Here is a 17,201-nt window from a genome sequence, read left to right on the forward strand (position 1 = left end):
AAAAAAAAGGGATTAAAAACGTATTAAATTATTTAAGCAACAAGATTTTTTGCTAATTGTTGGATTTCAATTTAAAAGAATATATAAAACCTTTTGTGATTCTTCCGTTAGAAATATCTTTCTCTATCTTCTTAACTTCTTTATAAATTAAGCCGATGTCTTTAGCATAAGCCTCTGTAGCAAAATCTTCTTCTATGAGGTTGTTTTCATCTATTTGAGTTATTGAAAGTGTTGTAGGGTAATTGGTTCCGTTTACTTCTTTCGCTACTTCAAAATCTGTAATAGTATAGTTTTGCTCGCCTATATTATTTCTGCTGTTACCATTCCATTGTGCGCCAAATTCTGGTGGAAAAATAAGTCTCACAAAAGTTTGGTTATCTAAGGTTTCTTCTGCTGCTCTGATGCTTTTACTTCTGGCTATGGTTTTCTGAAAAAACCAAATGTTGCTGTTGTTTTCTTTTTTGTAGCGTTCTAATCTAAAAATAGTATCTCCGCTTAGGCCTATAAAAAAATCGGCAATAGAATCCTTAATTTGAAACTGAAAGTTGGTTACCGAGTTGTTGAAGTTATTATAATGGGTAGAATCTACATCGTAAACCCAAACTTTAGATTTTGCCAACGGATAATACTCGTACTGAAAAGATTTAGGAGCAGCATTTTTTTCTTTGGTACAACTTAAAGAAAGTATCACCAAAAATGTTAAAATTACCTGACCTAATTTTTTCATGCAACTAATTTAATAGAATTACATTAAAAAACCACCTCCAAGTAAATCATTACCTTCATAAAAAACTGCCGATTGCCCCGGTGCAATACCAGAAACAGCGTGATGGAAGTTTACTTTCATGATATTATCCTCTTGGTGGATATGGCTAAAAGTGCCAGCATCTTTATATCTGATCTTTGTAATCGCTTCTAAAGGCTCTGGGATAGCCGCATATTTAACTAAATTTAAATTTCTTACGCTGGCTTCTGTTTTTTGTAGTTCTTCTTCCTCGCCTAAAACAACTGTATTACTTTCTGGTAAAATTTGGGTAACGTACATAGGTTTACCAAAAGCAACGCCCAAACCTTTTCTTTGCCCAATGGTGTAAAAAGGATAGCCTTTATGTTTACCTACTTTGGTGCCATCTGTTAAAACAAAATCACCACCATCAACTTCTTGCTCTAGTGCTGGTACACGATGTTTTAAAAATGCTCTATAATCATTATCAGGAACAAAGCAAATCTCGTAGCTTTCACCTTTCTTAGCCAATTCTTCTTGGCCCATATCTAAGGCCATTTGTCTAATTTCTGCTTTTGTAAAAGAACCTAGCGGGAATTTAGTACGAGCTAAATTTTCTTGAGAAACACCCCATAATACGTAAGATTGATCTTTATTTTCATCTTTTCCTTTAGAAATTACATATCTTCCATTCTCTTGAAAACGAATATTAGCATAGTGGCCTGTTGCTATGAATTCGCAATCCAGTTTATCAGCTCTTTTTAATAAAGCTTCCCATTTGATGTGTGTGTTACAAAGTACGCAAGGGTTAGGTGTGCGGCCAGCCAGATATTCATCTACAAAATTATCAATTACAAAATCTCCAAACTCGTTTCTTATATCTAGAATGTAATGCGGAAAACCATATCCTACAGCTAAAGAGCGGGCATCATTAATAGAATCTAAACTGCAACAACCAGTTTCTTTAGAGTTGGCACCAGAAGAAGCATAGTCCCATGTTTTCATGGTTAAGCCAATCACCTCATATCCTTGTTCATGCAGCATTACCGCAGCAACAGAACTATCCACACCACCACTCATCGCCACTAATATTCTTCCGTGTTTACTCATATCTTTTTATTTACGGATACAAAGATAATTTTTTATTTTTTGATGAGTGGGATGTGAGACGTCAGTAGGATGTAAAGTAATCCATATACCTAATTTATGTAGGTTTTAAATTCATACTATTAATCATGAGTAAATTATTTTGTAATAAATGAGTTAACCAACTTACATAGCTGAGGTTAAAGTGTTTTTTTTATTTGAATAGTTCACTAATATCAGCAAAACCTGTCCAGCCTTTAGAGGTGGCACCATATCTTGCAAAAGAGCCCATTACTACAGTTCTTTTAACTTGGGTTGTTTTATTTTCTTTTATCAGGATGTTATCAGTGTTTATATCAAAGTTTTTAGCTAATATTTCTCTTTTATCAGCCATTTTACCGTTGTTTAAAAGCTCTGCCTCGGCTGCTGTTAGCAGGTAGTTTTTCTGCTTGGGGTTGTATCCGTAATGATGAAAAGCTATAGCATCTTGAGTATTGGTAAAAGAGTTATTGGTGAAATTATAATGAGTTGCAAATGTTTCATCACCTGGATCCACATCATTAAATAATGGAACAGATATAAAAGCATAAACAGGAAAGCTTGAAGTACGAACAAAAGTGCTGTTTTGTACGGTTCCATAATCGCAATGTGCCCTAAAGCGAACATAATCGCCTGTACAATCTTCAAAATAACAGTTTAAAACTTTAATATGAGAAGCCCAATAAGAGTGATACATGAAGTGAGAATGGCTATCAACCCCGATACGTTTAAAAACACAGTTTTTGTAAGTGATATGGCTAGTGCCTTCTTGGTGAGCTCCGGTAGCACCGTAAATAATACCACGCATATCCATCCATGAGCAATTTTCAACTAAAATGTTTTTTGTGGTATTTCCTTTAGTAGATGTAATTCTTAAAGCATAACCTAAACTCCCATCACCAGTAAAATTAAAGTTTTTAAAACTTATGTTTTGAGCATTAATTACGTCTATTAATACTGGTTTTTTAGGGTATCCAACAGGTACTGAAAAAATTGTTTTCTGCGATTCTCCTTCAAGGATGAGCTTATTTTTTGAATGTCCCATATTTTTAAGGAGAAGAGGTTTTTCTATAAATGCTCTTACATAATCTCCGGCTAAAAATTTAATAGTTATGCTCTCTTTAGCTAATTGCTTTTGTATGGATTCCCAAAAATCAGGATTGAGGAAATCAGCAGGGTCAGATATTTGAGTCCCTTTGCCTGTACCTTTAGGAGCAACGTATTTAACAATGTCTGCTTGTGCAGCTTTAAAAAAGAAAAGTATGATGATACTAAAAATAAGAAGTGGTTTCATTGAAAGGATAAAAAATTAAGACCGCTACTTTATAGACGATTTATAAAGTAGCGGTTATTGTTTAAGGTTCTATAGTTAGTTTAATGCTTTTTACTAATGTTCTTGTTTCTTTTTTAGTGGCATTAATACCAGTAAAGTAAACATCATAAGTACCTGGGGTAGGATAAGAGAAATTGAAACTTGTAGGTCGTGGTTCAGAATATCCTTTTATTTTTTCTGGTCTATCTGGCCCTAAATCTCTATCGGAAACATCAATGGCTTTGCTAATACACCAATCTTCTGTTAAGTCTGTATTAGAAGATGCATTTGCTCTTAAAGTAATGGTTGTAGAAGTAATACTAGAGCGGCCGCTTGTTTCTTTAGGGCCAAAATAATAAAGTCCGAAATTGGCATTAGTTTGATCTGCTAAAGTTTCTAAACCATTAGAAGTATTACTTTGTAAGTTAAAACCTCTTATAGCCCATGTTCGGCCAGCTCCAGCACCAGGAGTAAATACATATTTTAATACAAAATAAAGAGGTTTTCCGCTAACCCTTAAATCTGTAATATCAGCAATACCAGAACTTAAATAAGTACCAGAGGTAGCTAAAGTAAATCGGTCGGTGATATCTGTCCAAGAAGCCGCTTTAATTGCATCTATATTATATTGTCCACTAAAATTAGTTGATACTAATACAGATAATTGATTGGGCTGAGTGCCAAAGTTAACACTACTGGTAAAGGATAATTTTAAATCATTTAGCGTAACAACTCTACCTTCTTTAAAATTATAGTCATTACCGGGTAAGCCAGAGTAAAAAGTTAATATTCCTGGATTTCCAGTAAAATTAAAAGCTATTTCTTCACCAACTTTATATGTGTTTTTATCTGTATTTACAGTAAATTCTGGTTCAGCTTCAACATCGAGAGAGCTGTCGCATGATACTAACACTACTGGCAATATCATGTAAAAAAGATATTTTAGTTTCATTTCTAGTTTTTTAGTTTTTTTTAAAAAAATTACCATCCTGGATTTTGTGTAAGTAGTTTGTTTAGAACGATATCTCCAGCAGGTATTGGCCATAAAACATGTTTGCTTTCTTGAGCGTTTAAGAATCTGATTCTGTAGTAAGGTCTAGCTGTAAAGTTTTGATCTATATTTTGTAAAACAACATTCATTTCAAAAGCAAATATACCCCACCTGATAAGGTCTGATTTACGTAACTGTTCAAAAGCAAGCTCTCTCATTCTTTCGTCTTGTAACTCGCTTTTAAAATCTTCATAATCTAAACTGCTACTTAAATCATATTGATTGATATTGATAGCGCCTGGCAGTAATTTTCCAAAAGCTCTTCTGCGTACTTGATTTATAGCTTCAAAAGCACTAGGTGTTGGATTGTTGTTTATTTCGTTTTCTGCTTCTGCATACATCAATAAAACATCAGAAAATCTTAATAGCGGAAAATTCTGAGGGGTTTGTCCAACTGCTTTAGGTATTAAGGTTTCGTATTCTCTTCTAAATTTAGCCGCTTGTCTGTTATAAAGATTAGCATCTGTTACGGTTCCTGTGATAAGTGTTTTGGAACCACTAGGGCCACTGTTATTGTATGTAAAGTTGGCAATACACCAATCTCTTCTTAGATCATTAGCATTATATTTTCTATATAATTTTGCAGTAACTCTAAGGCCGCCAAAACCATTGCCTGTTTCAACATTAGAGGTTTGAGGACCATTAGCAAAACCAACAAAACCTGTCTCAGTGTAAACATCAGTTCTGTTACCCCAAAACTCAACTTCAAAAATACTTTCTTTAATATCGTATTCGTCTCTGGCTATTTTTATAAATATGTTAGAATAATCTGGATTTAAACTGTGCGCCGCTTGTGTGTCATCTATAACTTTTTTAGCCCAGGTTCTTGCTTCTGCATATTTAGAAACGTCTTTTAAAGGTTCGCCAGCCATGTTTAAGCAAACACGGGCTAAAATACCTCTAACGGCAGATTTACTTACTCTACCGGCATGTCCAATAGCCGTTATATCTGGTACTAAATTTTCTGCAGCAGTCATATCAGCTAAAACTTGATTATAAACTTCTGCAATAGAGTTTCTGGCAGCATCTATATCTTTAACAGAGGCTGTAGACTTTGTGAATATGGGTACACCTCCGTAAGATTGTACCAGTAGAAAGTAATAATAACCTCTTAAAAATAAGGCTTCACCTTTGATTCTGTTTCTAAAACTTTCAGCAATAGAAGTGTTTTTATCAACATTTTCTAGCAATATGTTGGCCCTGTTGATTCCTCTAAATAATGTAGACCAAATATTAGTAACATCACCAAAACTAGAACTGAAATTAAAGTTTTGAGGACCTATAGCGGGTGAATTTCTAGCAAACCAACCTTCGTCAGCCTCTATACCAGCTCTGTAAAGCCATACACCGCCATAAACGTTACCTAAAATATCATAAGTACCTGCAAGGGCAGAGGTTAAATCAGCCTCAGTTTCAAAATAATTGCTTAGAGATAAAAAGTCTAAAGGCTCTTTTTCTAGAAATTTTTCGCAAGAACTAAAAACTAATACTACTAATATCAGAATTGAATATATTGATTGTTTCATGATACAAAAATTAAAAAGTAGATTTTAAAGTAAATACTATGGTTCTGGCTATAGGGTAAGCAGAAAAATCAAAACCTGGTGTTAATGCAGATCTTCTTACAGATACTTCTGGATCCATACCTGTGTAATTTGTCCAGGTAATTAAATTTTGAGCTGCTACGCCTAAATTGAGGGTATTTAAAAATGTTTTGCTCATATATTTTTTAGGAATATTGTAAGATAAAGACAAGGTTTTTAATCTTAAATATGAGCCATCTTCTAAAACTCTATCAGAGTGGTAACCTGTAACACCTTGACCTCTTGCTCTAAAGTTTGTACTGGTTGGGTTTTCTGGCGACCATCTATCTACATAAGAAGCAAACTGGTTTAAATTGGCTCTTACGTTACCGTTTCCTTCAAACATCAACCGGTTTGCGTTGTATATTTGATTACCATAAGACCATTGGAAAAAAACATTTAAAGAAAAATTGCCGTAGTTGAGGTTGTTGTTAAACCCGCCGGTATGTATGGGTAATCCTCTACCTAAAACGGTTAAATCTTGAGGGTCTATGGTTCCATCACCATTAATATCTCTATACTTTATATCGCCTGGCTGTACATTATTAGTACCGTTTCTTGATACAGAAGGTTTTAAAACATATACTCCCTCAGAAGGATTGTTAAAATCTTCATAATTGTAAACACCTTCCCAAATATAGCCATAGAACATACCTACCGGTTTACCAATCTCAGAGATGTAGAGAGGATTTGCATTGTATTGAGTTTCAAACGAAGGTGTCGCAAAAAACTTTTCTTGTCCTTCTGCTAAGGCCAAAACCTTATTTCTATTAAAACTGATATTAAAATCAGAATACCATGAGAATTTTTTTGTTTTAAAATTTTCAGTAGAAAGTGTTATTTCTAAACCTTCGTTTCTTACGCTGCCGATATTTTTAAAGGCTGAAGCAAATCCAGTAGTGCTAGGTAATAAAGCATTTAACAGTAAGTCTCTAGTGTTTTTTCTGTAAATATCAACCGTTAAGTTAATTTTTGACTTAAACATAGATAAATCCCAGCCTAAATCCATCTGTTCAGTTGTTTCCCATTTTATATCTTGATTTCCAAGTGTAGAAACAATAGACGCAAGTTGAGGGGTTCCGTTACCCCATGAATAAGAAGCCGGGAAAGAGTTAATTAAGCTAGGATATGTTGTGTATTCACTAATTCTATTGTTTCCGGTTAAACCGTAACTAGCTCTTAATTTAGATTGATTAATGAAGCCTATATTTTTAAACCAACTTTCTTCATGCATGCTCCAACCTGCTGCAACAGAAGGGAAATAAGAAGCTCTGTTTTGTTTAGCAAATTTAGAAGATGCATCAGATCTTAAAGTAGCTGTTAATAGATACTTAGATTTATAACTATAATTTAATCTGGTAAATGCGGATACTAAAGAAAATTCTGCTTGTAGGGCTGAGGTTGATAATGGATTTCCAGCATCCATACCACTCATACCTAAATTTTCATTTGGAATTTGTTGGGTAGTATAGCCATAAGAATTTCTTGCTACTTCTTGTAAAGAAAAACCGCCTAGTGCTGTAAACTTATGTACTTTATTAAATACCTTGGTATAAGTTAAAGTGTTTTCATTACTTAATGTTAAAGATTCATTAAAGCCAATGCCTGCATTTACGCCTTTAGTATTAAAAGCACTTCTTGTGGTTCCTCTTGGAGTTTTAGAATTATAAAATGCCTCTGTTCTTCCTGATCTAGAGTTTACAGAGCCCGTAATTCTTAATTGTAGATTTTTAGTTAAAGCATAATCTGCATAAACATTAGCTAAGAAATCTGTTATAAAGCTTTTATTGTACGCATTTAAAGTAGTTACAACTGGATTAAAACTAGCATTAAATTGGTCTATAGTTTCTTCATCAACATCCTCTTCTATTAAATTTAAATTAACGTTTCCGGTTACTGGTCTAAAAGACCAAGCTCTGGAAAGTAAATAAGTGGTAAAAGATGTTCCTTCACCTTCTGCAACTGCTGTACCATCTGTTATTCTTTTACTATAATTGGTATTTAAACCAATTTTTAATTTTTTATTTACCGTTTGGTCTATATTTACTCTTCCTTGATAACGGTTATAGCCAGAATTTAGAATAATACCGTCTTGTCCATAAATATTTCCAGAAATATTATACTTTGTTTGAGCAGTTCCACCTCTTACAGCAATGTTATGAATTCTGTTTAATGTTGTTCTAAATATTTCTTCCTGCCAGTTGACTGGTTTTACATTTCTGTAAGATTCCAGCGTTCTTCCGTCTCTAAAATAAAGTTGTGTAGCTAGATCTGAATCTAGTTCTGATTGATATTTAACAAACTCATAAGGGCTCATCACATCGATGAGCTTTTGTGGAGATTGTACGCCAATACTGTTATTAAAACTAATTACCGGAGCACCAACCTTACCTTTTTTTGTCTCTATAATGATAACACCGTTAGCTCCGCGAGCGCCGTAGATAGCAGTGGCCGACGCGTCTTTTAGAATGGTCATAGACTCAATATCTTCTGGATTAATTGCAGCATTGTCTGGATCCTCAATAGGGAAGCCGTCTATAACGTATAAAGGGGCGTTACTTTGAGTTAAAGAATTGCCACCTCTTATGGTGATGTTTAAGGCTTCTCCTGGTTGCCCGTCAGATGCCGAAGCAGTAACACCAGCAACTCTGCCGGCTAAAGCCTCTTCAAAAGATGCAACAGGAGCTTTAACTAAGTCATCCATACTAACAGTAGAAATAGAGCCAGTAGCATCCGCTTTTGTTGTAGAACCATAACCTATAACAATAACTTCTTTTAATGCTTTATTATCTACACTTAAAGAAATATTAAGTGTATTAGAATTCGTGATGGCAATATTTTTAGATAAATAGCCCAAGTAGGATATTTCGATAATTTCGTTGGTGATACCTTTTATAGTGTAAGCACCTTCTTCGTTAGTGGTTGTACTACGGTTACTTCCTCTTATTTTTAATACCGCTCCAGGTAAAGTTTCCTTTGTAGTTTCGTCTATAACTATTCCTTTAATATTTCTTAAGGACTGTGCATTGAGTTTTTGCGGCATTATAAATACAAGCCATAGACAGCAACAACTCGTGAATAATGAAGATAATTTTTTTATCATATTAGTTAAGTTTTGGGGTTTTATTTGGTTAATTTATTATAGCTATCATATTTGTTTAAAATAATGGTTACGTACCCGTTTTTGACAAAGTTGATTTTTATCTCAAATAATTTTGATATAATGGTTTTAAGCAAATAAACGCTCGTTAGTATACTGCTAAATAAGCAACCAAAACTAAAATATCTAAAATAGTTTATCGTGTACATACCCGAATTTAGAAATTATTTTTTAATTTCATAAATAATTTGATTTTTTTTAATAAGATTATTTTATAATTGTAAAATATATAGGAAGTTTTAGCCCAATTATAGCTTTAAAATGGCATTTTATAAATTTTTCAGAAGATTAAATTTATATTTAAGTTAAGAGGTCTTTAATTTTTCTTTTAAAGAAATTTTGATGTTGTGTAATAGTAATAAATAGATTGTTTTTTGGATATATGATGTTATTAAAAACTCTAATGATAGCTTTAGCATTCTTTTGCAAACTCCATGTTTTAACAAATAGTGATGCAAAACTTTTAAAGAAAAAGAATGACGATATAGTAAATGCACAAAAAAAATCAAGCGAGTTAAAAAATTGGAAAAAAATAGCATCATATTTTAATCCGCCCCCAGTATTTAAAGATAATTTTGGCGATTATCGTTCACCTTTAGCGTTTTACGATGGTAGACTGGTAGAATCAAAAACGGATTGGAAAGCAAGGCGAATTGAAATTAAAAAAAATTGGATGTCTTTGATGGGAGAATGGCCAAAATTCATAGAAACACAAAATATTAATTTTGTTGATACTATACAGAGAGATGGCTTCACACAATATACCATCATTTTTAATTGGACAATTAACGAGAAAACCAAAGCCTATTTATGTATTCCTAATAATAGGCATCAGAAAAAAATGCCTGCAATTATTACGACTTATTACGAGCCTGAAACAGCAATTGGTTTGGGTAAACCTGACCGAGATTTCGCATATCAATTAACAAAAAGAGGTTTTATAACACTTTCTATAGGTACAACTGAGGCTACAAAAGCTAAAACTTACTCTATTTTTTATCCTTCTTTGCAGCGAAGTACCATACAACCTTTATCTATGTTGGCTTATGCTGCCGCAAATGCCTGGTTTGTTTTGGCCAATTTAAAAGTTGTAGATGAAAAAAGAATTGGTATTATGGGGCATTCTTTTGGAGGCAAATGGGCTATGTTTGCCTCTTGCTTATTCGATAAATTTGCTTGTGCCGTTTGGTCTGATCCAGGAATTGTATTTGATGAAAATATATTATCTGTAAACTATTGGGAGCCTTGGTATTTAGGCTATCATCAACAGCCATGGAGACCAAGAGGACCTATTACTAAGAATAACCCTGCTTTTGGTTTATATCCAAAACTTATACACAATAAACTTAATTTACACGAGTTACATGCGCTTATGGCACCAAGGCCTTTTTTAGTATCTGGTGGTGAGGCAGATCCTCAGAAGAGGTGGGAAGCATTAAATCACACCATAAAAATTAATGAGCTTCTGGGTTATAAAAATAAAGTGGCAATGACGAACCGACCTTTGCATGCGCCAAATGCTGAATCTAACGAACAAGCTTATTCGTTCTTAACTTACTTTTTAAAACCCTAAAGGTTATACAACATAATGATTAGTATAAATAAATTTAAAATGAAAAAGAATAAAGACATACTAAAACGCATTTTATTAATATCAGGATTACTTCTTTGTTTCTGTTTTTCTTCTTACGGAAAGTTTGCATCTGCAAAGGATTCTGTAACTATAAAAAATAATTTAAGATATCAAGTAACAGATACCACTTATCCTGATACTTCATCTGATAGAACTCTAGACCTTTACTTGCCAAAAAATAAAGGAGATAAATTACCTGTATTCGTTTTTATACATGGAGGTGGATTTAGTGGTGGTGATAAAAATAGTACAGCTGCATTTTGTGCTAAGGTAGCATCTTATGGCTATGCAGTTGTTTCTATCAATTACAGACTTTACTTAAATAAACATAAAATAGTTGGTGCTAGTTGTAGTGCAAATATGGCTAAAGGACTAAAAAATAATTTTCATGAGGGATTACAAGTAGCAATTAAAACCGCATCAGAAGATGCAATTTTTGCTTTAAAGTGGATTAAAGAGAATGCTAAATTATATGATTTTGATTGCAATAAGGTGGCAATTTCTGGCGGTTCTGCTGGCGCTATGACGGCCTTATATACAGCCTATATCATCAAAGATAAACCATTAAATATAAAAGCTGTTGTTAATTTATGGGGAGGTCTAGAGCATCCTTTTTTAATACGCAAACAGGCAGCACCATTATTAACTTATCATGGAGACCAAGATAAACTTATTCATGTTAATTACGCCTATGCACTTCATAAAAGAATGAATGAAATCAAAAACTTTCAATCTAAAATTAATATCATGAGCGGGCTAGGGCATGCGAGATATGACTATATCACTAAAAATAAAGTTGATGAAATTATATCCTTTTTAAATACCTTTTTATAGGAATATTAGAGTTAATGAATTTTCAATAACACCTAATTAAATAGGCGATAAAATAAAATATTAAATTAATAGGAATTATAACTTAAAATAGATAATTTCGGGTACGTACACAAAAAAATACAAAGCAATTCTTACATGGCTAACCAATTAAAAATTATACATGCAAAACTTATTTTGCCATCTCAAATTATGGATGATGCCACACTTTTAATAAGTGATGGTTTGATTACATCGATAAGTAAAAATGATATTGACGCACCTTTAGCTCAGGTTTTGGATGTTAATGGAAATTATGTTTCTCCTGGTTTTATAGACCTGCATGTACATGGTGGTGGTGGTTATGATTTTATGGATAGAAGTGTTGAGGCATTTTTGAAAATAGCCGAAACACATGTTAAATTTGGAACAACAGCAATGTTTCCTACCACTTTAACAAGTACCACAGAAAAACTCATAGAAACTTTATCATGCTATGAGAAAGCCGAGAAAATAAATAAAAAAGGAGCTCAATTTATGGGGATGCACTTAGAAGGCCCATATTTTGCCATGAGTCAACGCGGAGCACAAGACCCAAGATATATCAGAAACCCAGATCCATTAGAATACAATAAAATTTTGGAAATAGGTGGTCATCTTATTAAAAGATGGAGTGCAGCCCCTGAATTAGAAGGAGCAATAGCTTTTGCAAAACAATTAAAAAATTATAATATTTTACCTGCTATAGCTCATACAGATGCTATTTATGAAGAAGTTATAGAAGCGTTTGACAATGGTTATACACTAGCTACACATTTTTATTCTGCCATGTCTGGAGTAGTGCGAAGAAATGCCTTTAGGTACGCAGGTGTTATAGAAAGTGGTTATCTAATAGATGATATGGATGTAGAAATCATTGCAGATGGAATTCACCTACCAGCGCCTTTACTAAAACTTGTTCATAAAATAAAGGGTGTTTCTAAAACTGCCTTGATTACTGATGCGATGAGAGCTGCTGGGATGCCGGAAGGAGAGGCTATACTTGGAGATTTTGAAGACGGCATTAAAGTAATTGTAGAAGATGGTGTAGCTAAACTTCCCGATAGAACTGCTTTTGCAGGAAGCGTAGCAACAGCAGATAGGCTAGTAAGAACAATGATTAATGAAGCTGGAATAGCTTTAAAAGAAGCTATTGAAATGATTACTGCTACACCTGCCAGAATTATGGGAATACATCATCATAAGGGTTCTATAGAAATAGGTAAAGATGCTGATTTAGTAGTATTTGATGATGATATAAATGTTAAAACTACCATTGTTAATGGAGATATTTTGTACAATAAACTTTCTCCAGCTTTCAATCCGGAAGAACTTATAAACAAAATTTAAATAGCAATATATTGAAAACACAAATTTTAGAAAACAGAGAAAAATTAGGAGAAGTAGCTGCTAAAGAAGTTGCAGATTGTATCCATAAACTTTTACAAACCGAGGAATTTATCAATCTTATTTTTGCTGCTGCCCCTTCGCAAAATGAGTTTCTTTCAAACCTATTAAACTTACCTATAGTATGGAATAGGATAAATGCTTTTCACATGGATGAATATGTAGGCTTACCAGAAGACGCACCACAGGGTTTTGGAAATTTTTTAAAGAGAAATATTTTTGATAAAGCTCCTTTCAAGAGCGTTAACTTGATTAATGGTAATTCCTCTTTTGTACAGGGAGAGTGCGAAAGATATACTAAAATTCTTCAAGAATTTCAGCCACACATGGTATTAATGGGCATAGGAGAGAATACGCATATTGCTTTTAACGACCCTCATGTCGCAAATTTTAACGATACAGAAGCGGTTAAAGTTGTTGATTTAGACACTGCTTGTAGGCAACAACAAGTTAATGATGGTTGTTTTGAGAATTTAAATGAAGTGCCTCTTTATGCATTAACTTTAACTATTCCAACTTTAATGTCGGCACCTCATATATTTTGCATGGTTCCCGGAGAAAAAAAATCACAAGCAGTTTTACATACACTTAAAGCAGAGATTACCGAAAATTATCCATCAACCATACTTAGAAATCACCCAAATGTAAGTTTATTTTTAGATAAAGATAGTGCAAAGCTTATTTAAGGTCTCACTTTAATAAATTTCTTTGATAAAAACCAATTAAAATTTTAGTTTAGTTTTAGGAAATTTAAATATTAATGGATAAAGATTCGGAAAAAGAGCTGGTAGGTGTTAAAGAAATAGCCAGAAGAGCAAAAGTATCTATTGCCACTGTAGATAGAGTTTTACACAATAGGTCTGGTGTATCAGAAAAAACCAAAGCTAAAATACAGGCAATTATAGAAGAGCTAGATTATAAGCCAAATATTTTGGCTCGCCGGCTGGCCTCAAAAAAAGTTCTTAATCTTGCTATATTAATACCAGCAGTATCTCAAGAAACAGATTATTGGAACGCTCCTTTAACAGGAATTATACAAGCAGAAGAAGAAATAGCTTCTTATGGTGTTAAAGTAAATAAGTATTTTTTTGATCAAAATGATAAAGGTTCTTTTGTACAACAAGCGAATTTTATTGTTGATAGTAATTGCGACGGAGTTTTGCTTGCACCAATGTTTATAGAGGAATCTAAATATTTTATCCAAAATTGTATTTCAAAAGGTATTCCTTATGTATTCATAAATTCTGATGTTCCAGAGCAAAATAGTTTATGTTATATTGGTCCAAATCTTTATGCTAGTGGTTATCTTGCCGCACATCTTTCAGGATTTTTAGTTGCAGATACTGATCAAATCTTAATCGTAAATATCTCTAAAGAAATAGATAACCATCATCATCTTTTAAGAAAAGAAGAAGGTTTTAGAGAGTATTTTTCAGTTAACAACAGAAGTAATGATATTTTCAAAATAGATATCAGGCAAACAGCATACGAATCTGTAAAAGCAAGCATGCAAAAAGCATTAGAAAATAAAAATATCAAATTAATTTTTGTTAGTAATTCTAGGGTTTCATCAGTAGCCAGATTTTTAGAAGAATCTCATATTACAGGCTTAAAAGTGATAGGCTTTGATTTTTTAAAAGAGAATATAGATTTCCTTAAAAAAGGAACTATTGATTTTTTAATCTGCCAAAAACCAATTGAGCAGGGATATAAAGGTATTATGACTTTGTATAACTATTTGGTTTTATCTTTAGAAGCAGAAAAAGTATACTATATGCCTATAGATATTATAACAAAAGAAAATTATCTTTATTATAGAAACTAGATAAAGCTTTTAAGCAAATAAATCATTATTCAGACTGATATCAACACCTTAATCTAGCTAAATATCAAAAAGTATTTTTTTAAATAATTTGGATATTTTAAAATAATAGATTAATTTCGGTTACGTACACGAAAGATAACGCAATTTATAAACCATGTATCACAAAAAGGCAATTACTAGAAGAAAGTTTATATCCAGAAGTGCTCTAACAATAGCTAGTTTAAGTGCATTAAACTTAACTTCTTTAGCTCAAGATAAATCAAAAAAGGTAAGATTAGCACTTATCGGTTGCGGACAAAGAGGTGCTGGTATTATAAGCGTAACAAAAAACAACCCCGAGATTCAATTTGTGGCTTTTTGTGATAATGATCCTCGTAGGTTAGCGCAAGCAAAAAAGTGGGGTAATGCACAAACTCAATATTATGCTGACTATAAAAAGCTGTTAGCACAAGCAAATATAGATGCCGTTGTTATTGCTAGTCCTTTATTTCTTCATTATCCAATGTGTTTAGAAGCTATTAAAAATAAAAAACACATTTATGTAGAAAAAACCATGTCTTTTAATATTAAAGAGGCAATTTCTTTGTCTCAGATAGTCCAGAAAACTGATTTGGTTTTCCAAGTAGGACATCAATATCGTTATTACGATATGTATTACAAGGTTAAAGAAATTATAGATAAGGGATGGCTAGGTAAAATATCACATATTGAAAGTCAGTATAACAGAAATTCTGATTGGCGCAGACCAGTTTTAAATGACCAAGAGGAGCGTGTTATAAACTGGAGATTATACAAAGAGTTTTCTGGAGGGCTAGTAGCAGAGCTTTGCGCTCATCAAATAGATGTTGTAAATTGGTTACTTGGTTCGAACCCTAAGAAAGTAATGGGTTTAGGAGGTATAGATTATTGGAAAGATGGGAGAGATACCTATGATAACATTAGGGTAATTTATGAATACGAGGATGGTATAAAATCTTGTGTAACATCAGTATCTAATAATCAACACAATAGTTATAATATAAAAATATTAGGTTCTAAAGGAACTTTAGATATCAAAAGAAGTAGCGTTTATTTTTATCCTGAACCAGCGAAAAAAGAAATTGGAACTGTAGATGGAGTTAGCGGTGCAACTCTTGAAGTTTATAAACCTGGTGAGGCTAAGGAAATTAAATATTCGTCTCCAGATGGAGCGGATAGAGACCCAACTGTTTATGCGTTATTAGATTTTGTAAGTTGCATTGCAAACAATAAAAAACCATTTTGTGATGTAAATGTAGGTAAGAACGTTGCTATTGCTGTTCACATGGCAAATACTGCAATAGAAACGGGTAATACACAATATTGGAAAGAAGAATATTCTTAGTAATATACTTACCTAAAACGTGTACGTAAACGTAAATTTCTTTAGTTTAGATTTTGATTTTTAAAAATTATTAACATATTAAGGAGCTTTATAATTAATTTACGAAATTATTAGCTATAAATTTAAATATAGGGATATGAAACACCAATATAACAGAAGAAAATTTATTGAAATGGCAGCCGTAGCTGGTACTAGCATAGGTTTATCAGGAATATTAAATCCTGTGATGGCTAAAGCTCCTTTGCAGAAAGGTAAAAGGGTAGGTATCATAGGTTTAGATACCTCACATGCTGTAGCCTTTACAAAAACATTAAATGCAGCAGACACAGCAGGTGTTTATTTAGGTTATAAAGTAGTAGCTGCGTACCCTCAAGGTAGTTTAGATATTAGAAGTAGCATAGAACGTGTACCTGGTTACATAGAAGATGTTAAAAAACTAGGTGTAGAAATTGTTTCATCTATTGATGAATTATTAAAAAAAGTTGATGTTGTTTTGCTAGAAACCAATGATGGTAGGAGACATTTAGAACAAGCTTTACCTGTTTTAAAAGCTGGTAAACATATGTTTATTGATAAGCCTATTGCTGCTTCTTTAGCAGATGCTACGGCTATATTTAAGGCTTCAGAAAAATATAAAACTCCAATATTTTCATCCTCATCATTAAGGTATATGGAAGGTTTGGAAGAGGCCAGAAATGGAAAATTTGGCAAAGTATTAGGTGCTCAAACTTATAGTCCTTCTCCTTTAGAACCTACGCATCCTGATTTCTTTTGGTATGGTATACATGGTGTAGAAATGCTCTTTACGATTATGGGAACAGGTTGTAAATCGGTATCCAGAGTACATACAGCAGATACCGATTTAGTTGTTGGGCTTTGGGAAGGTAACAGAATTGGAACTTTTAGAGGTTTAAGATCGGGTAAAAGAGATTATGGCATTACTGTTTTTGGAGAGAATGATATTGTTGAGCTTAATAACTTTAAAGGTTATAATCCTCTATTACAAAAGATTGTGAGATTTTTTGAAACGGGAGAGGCACCGGTAAATCCAAAAGAAACACTAGAAATTTGCGCTTTTATTGAGGCTGCAGATGAGAGTAAGAAAAATAACGGTGCATCAGTAAATATTGAAGCTGTTTTTAATAAGGTTAAATAAAATTTGTACAAAT

Annotated in this window: 13 protein-coding genes; 7 read left to right on the forward strand and 6 right to left on the reverse strand. The window is 32.9% G+C overall.

Annotated features, from left to right (window positions below):
• Positions 1-52: 52 nt before the first annotated feature.
• From H510_RS0103715 to H510_RS0103740, 6 genes are all read right to left on the reverse strand, one after another.
• Positions 53-727: a hypothetical protein gene (locus H510_RS0103715; protein WP_026903079.1), complete on the reverse strand. Its 675-nt coding sequence runs from the start codon at positions 725-727 to the stop codon at positions 53-55.
• A gap of 18 nt (positions 728-745) precedes the next feature.
• Positions 746-1,834: a tRNA 2-thiouridine(34) synthase MnmA gene (gene mnmA, locus H510_RS0103720; protein WP_026903080.1), complete on the reverse strand. Its 1,089-nt coding sequence runs from the start codon at positions 1,832-1,834 to the stop codon at positions 746-748.
• A 190-nt stretch (positions 1,835-2,024) separates the two neighbouring features.
• The gene (locus tag H510_RS0103725) at positions 2,025-3,143 is read right to left on the reverse strand and encodes a right-handed parallel beta-helix repeat-containing protein (RefSeq protein ID WP_026903081.1); all 1,119 of its coding nucleotides are present in this window, start codon (positions 3,141-3,143) and stop codon (positions 2,025-2,027) included.
• 61 nt (positions 3,144-3,204) lie between these two features.
• Positions 3,205-4,113 carry a DUF5017 domain-containing protein gene (locus H510_RS0103730; protein ID WP_162143049.1) on the reverse strand — a complete coding sequence of 303 codons (909 nt, stop codon included), beginning with the start codon at positions 4,111-4,113 and terminating at the stop codon, positions 3,205-3,207.
• 29 nt (positions 4,114-4,142) lie between these two features.
• Positions 4,143-5,738: a RagB/SusD family nutrient uptake outer membrane protein gene (locus H510_RS0103735; protein ID WP_026903083.1), complete on the reverse strand. Its 1,596-nt coding sequence runs from the start codon at positions 5,736-5,738 to the stop codon at positions 4,143-4,145.
• Positions 5,739-5,748: 10 nt separating this feature from the next.
• Entirely contained in the window at positions 5,749-8,838 is a 3,090-nt protein-coding gene (locus H510_RS0103740; protein WP_036691777.1) for a SusC/RagA family TonB-linked outer membrane protein, read from the reverse strand.
• Positions 8,839-9,358: 520 nt separating this feature from the next.
• On the opposite strand from H510_RS0103740, the gene H510_RS0103745 reads away from it, so the two are divergent.
• The 7 genes from H510_RS0103745 to H510_RS0103775 all read left to right on the forward strand — a co-directional run bounded on the left by H510_RS0103745 (position 9,359) and on the right by H510_RS0103775 (position 17,188).
• Positions 9,359-10,528, forward strand: a complete 1,170-nt coding sequence (locus H510_RS0103745) for an alpha/beta hydrolase family protein (RefSeq protein WP_211226540.1) — start codon at positions 9,359-9,361, stop codon at positions 10,526-10,528.
• Between the two features lie 39 nt (positions 10,529-10,567).
• Positions 10,568-11,422 carry an alpha/beta hydrolase gene (locus H510_RS19470; protein ID WP_081659181.1) on the forward strand — a complete coding sequence of 285 codons (855 nt, stop codon included), beginning with the start codon at positions 10,568-10,570 and terminating at the stop codon, positions 11,420-11,422.
• A gap of 135 nt (positions 11,423-11,557) precedes the next feature.
• On the forward strand, positions 11,558-12,787 hold the full coding sequence (gene nagA / locus H510_RS18175; protein ID WP_051291034.1) for an N-acetylglucosamine-6-phosphate deacetylase: 1,230 nt from the start codon (positions 11,558-11,560) through the stop codon (positions 12,785-12,787).
• 11 nt (positions 12,788-12,798) lie between these two features.
• Entirely contained in the window at positions 12,799-13,530 is a 732-nt protein-coding gene (locus H510_RS0103760; protein WP_245584784.1) for a glucosamine-6-phosphate deaminase, read from the forward strand.
• A 74-nt stretch (positions 13,531-13,604) separates the two neighbouring features.
• Positions 13,605-14,669, forward strand: coding sequence for a LacI family DNA-binding transcriptional regulator (locus H510_RS0103765; protein WP_026903088.1), 1,065 nt, complete (start codon positions 13,605-13,607; stop codon positions 14,667-14,669).
• A 154-nt stretch (positions 14,670-14,823) separates the two neighbouring features.
• Entirely contained in the window at positions 14,824-16,032 is a 1,209-nt protein-coding gene (locus tag H510_RS0103770; protein ID WP_036691779.1) for a Gfo/Idh/MocA family protein, read from the forward strand.
• A 136-nt stretch (positions 16,033-16,168) separates the two neighbouring features.
• Positions 16,169-17,188 (forward strand): Gfo/Idh/MocA family protein, encoded by a 1,020-nt coding sequence (locus tag H510_RS0103775; protein ID WP_026903090.1) that lies wholly within the window; start codon positions 16,169-16,171, stop codon positions 17,186-17,188.
• Positions 17,189-17,201 lie beyond the last annotated feature (13 nt).

It is taken from the genome of Pedobacter glucosidilyticus DSM 23534, from assembly GCF_000425145.1.
GTDB classification, from domain to species: Bacteria; Bacteroidota; Bacteroidia; order Sphingobacteriales; family Sphingobacteriaceae; genus Pseudopedobacter; species Pseudopedobacter glucosidilyticus.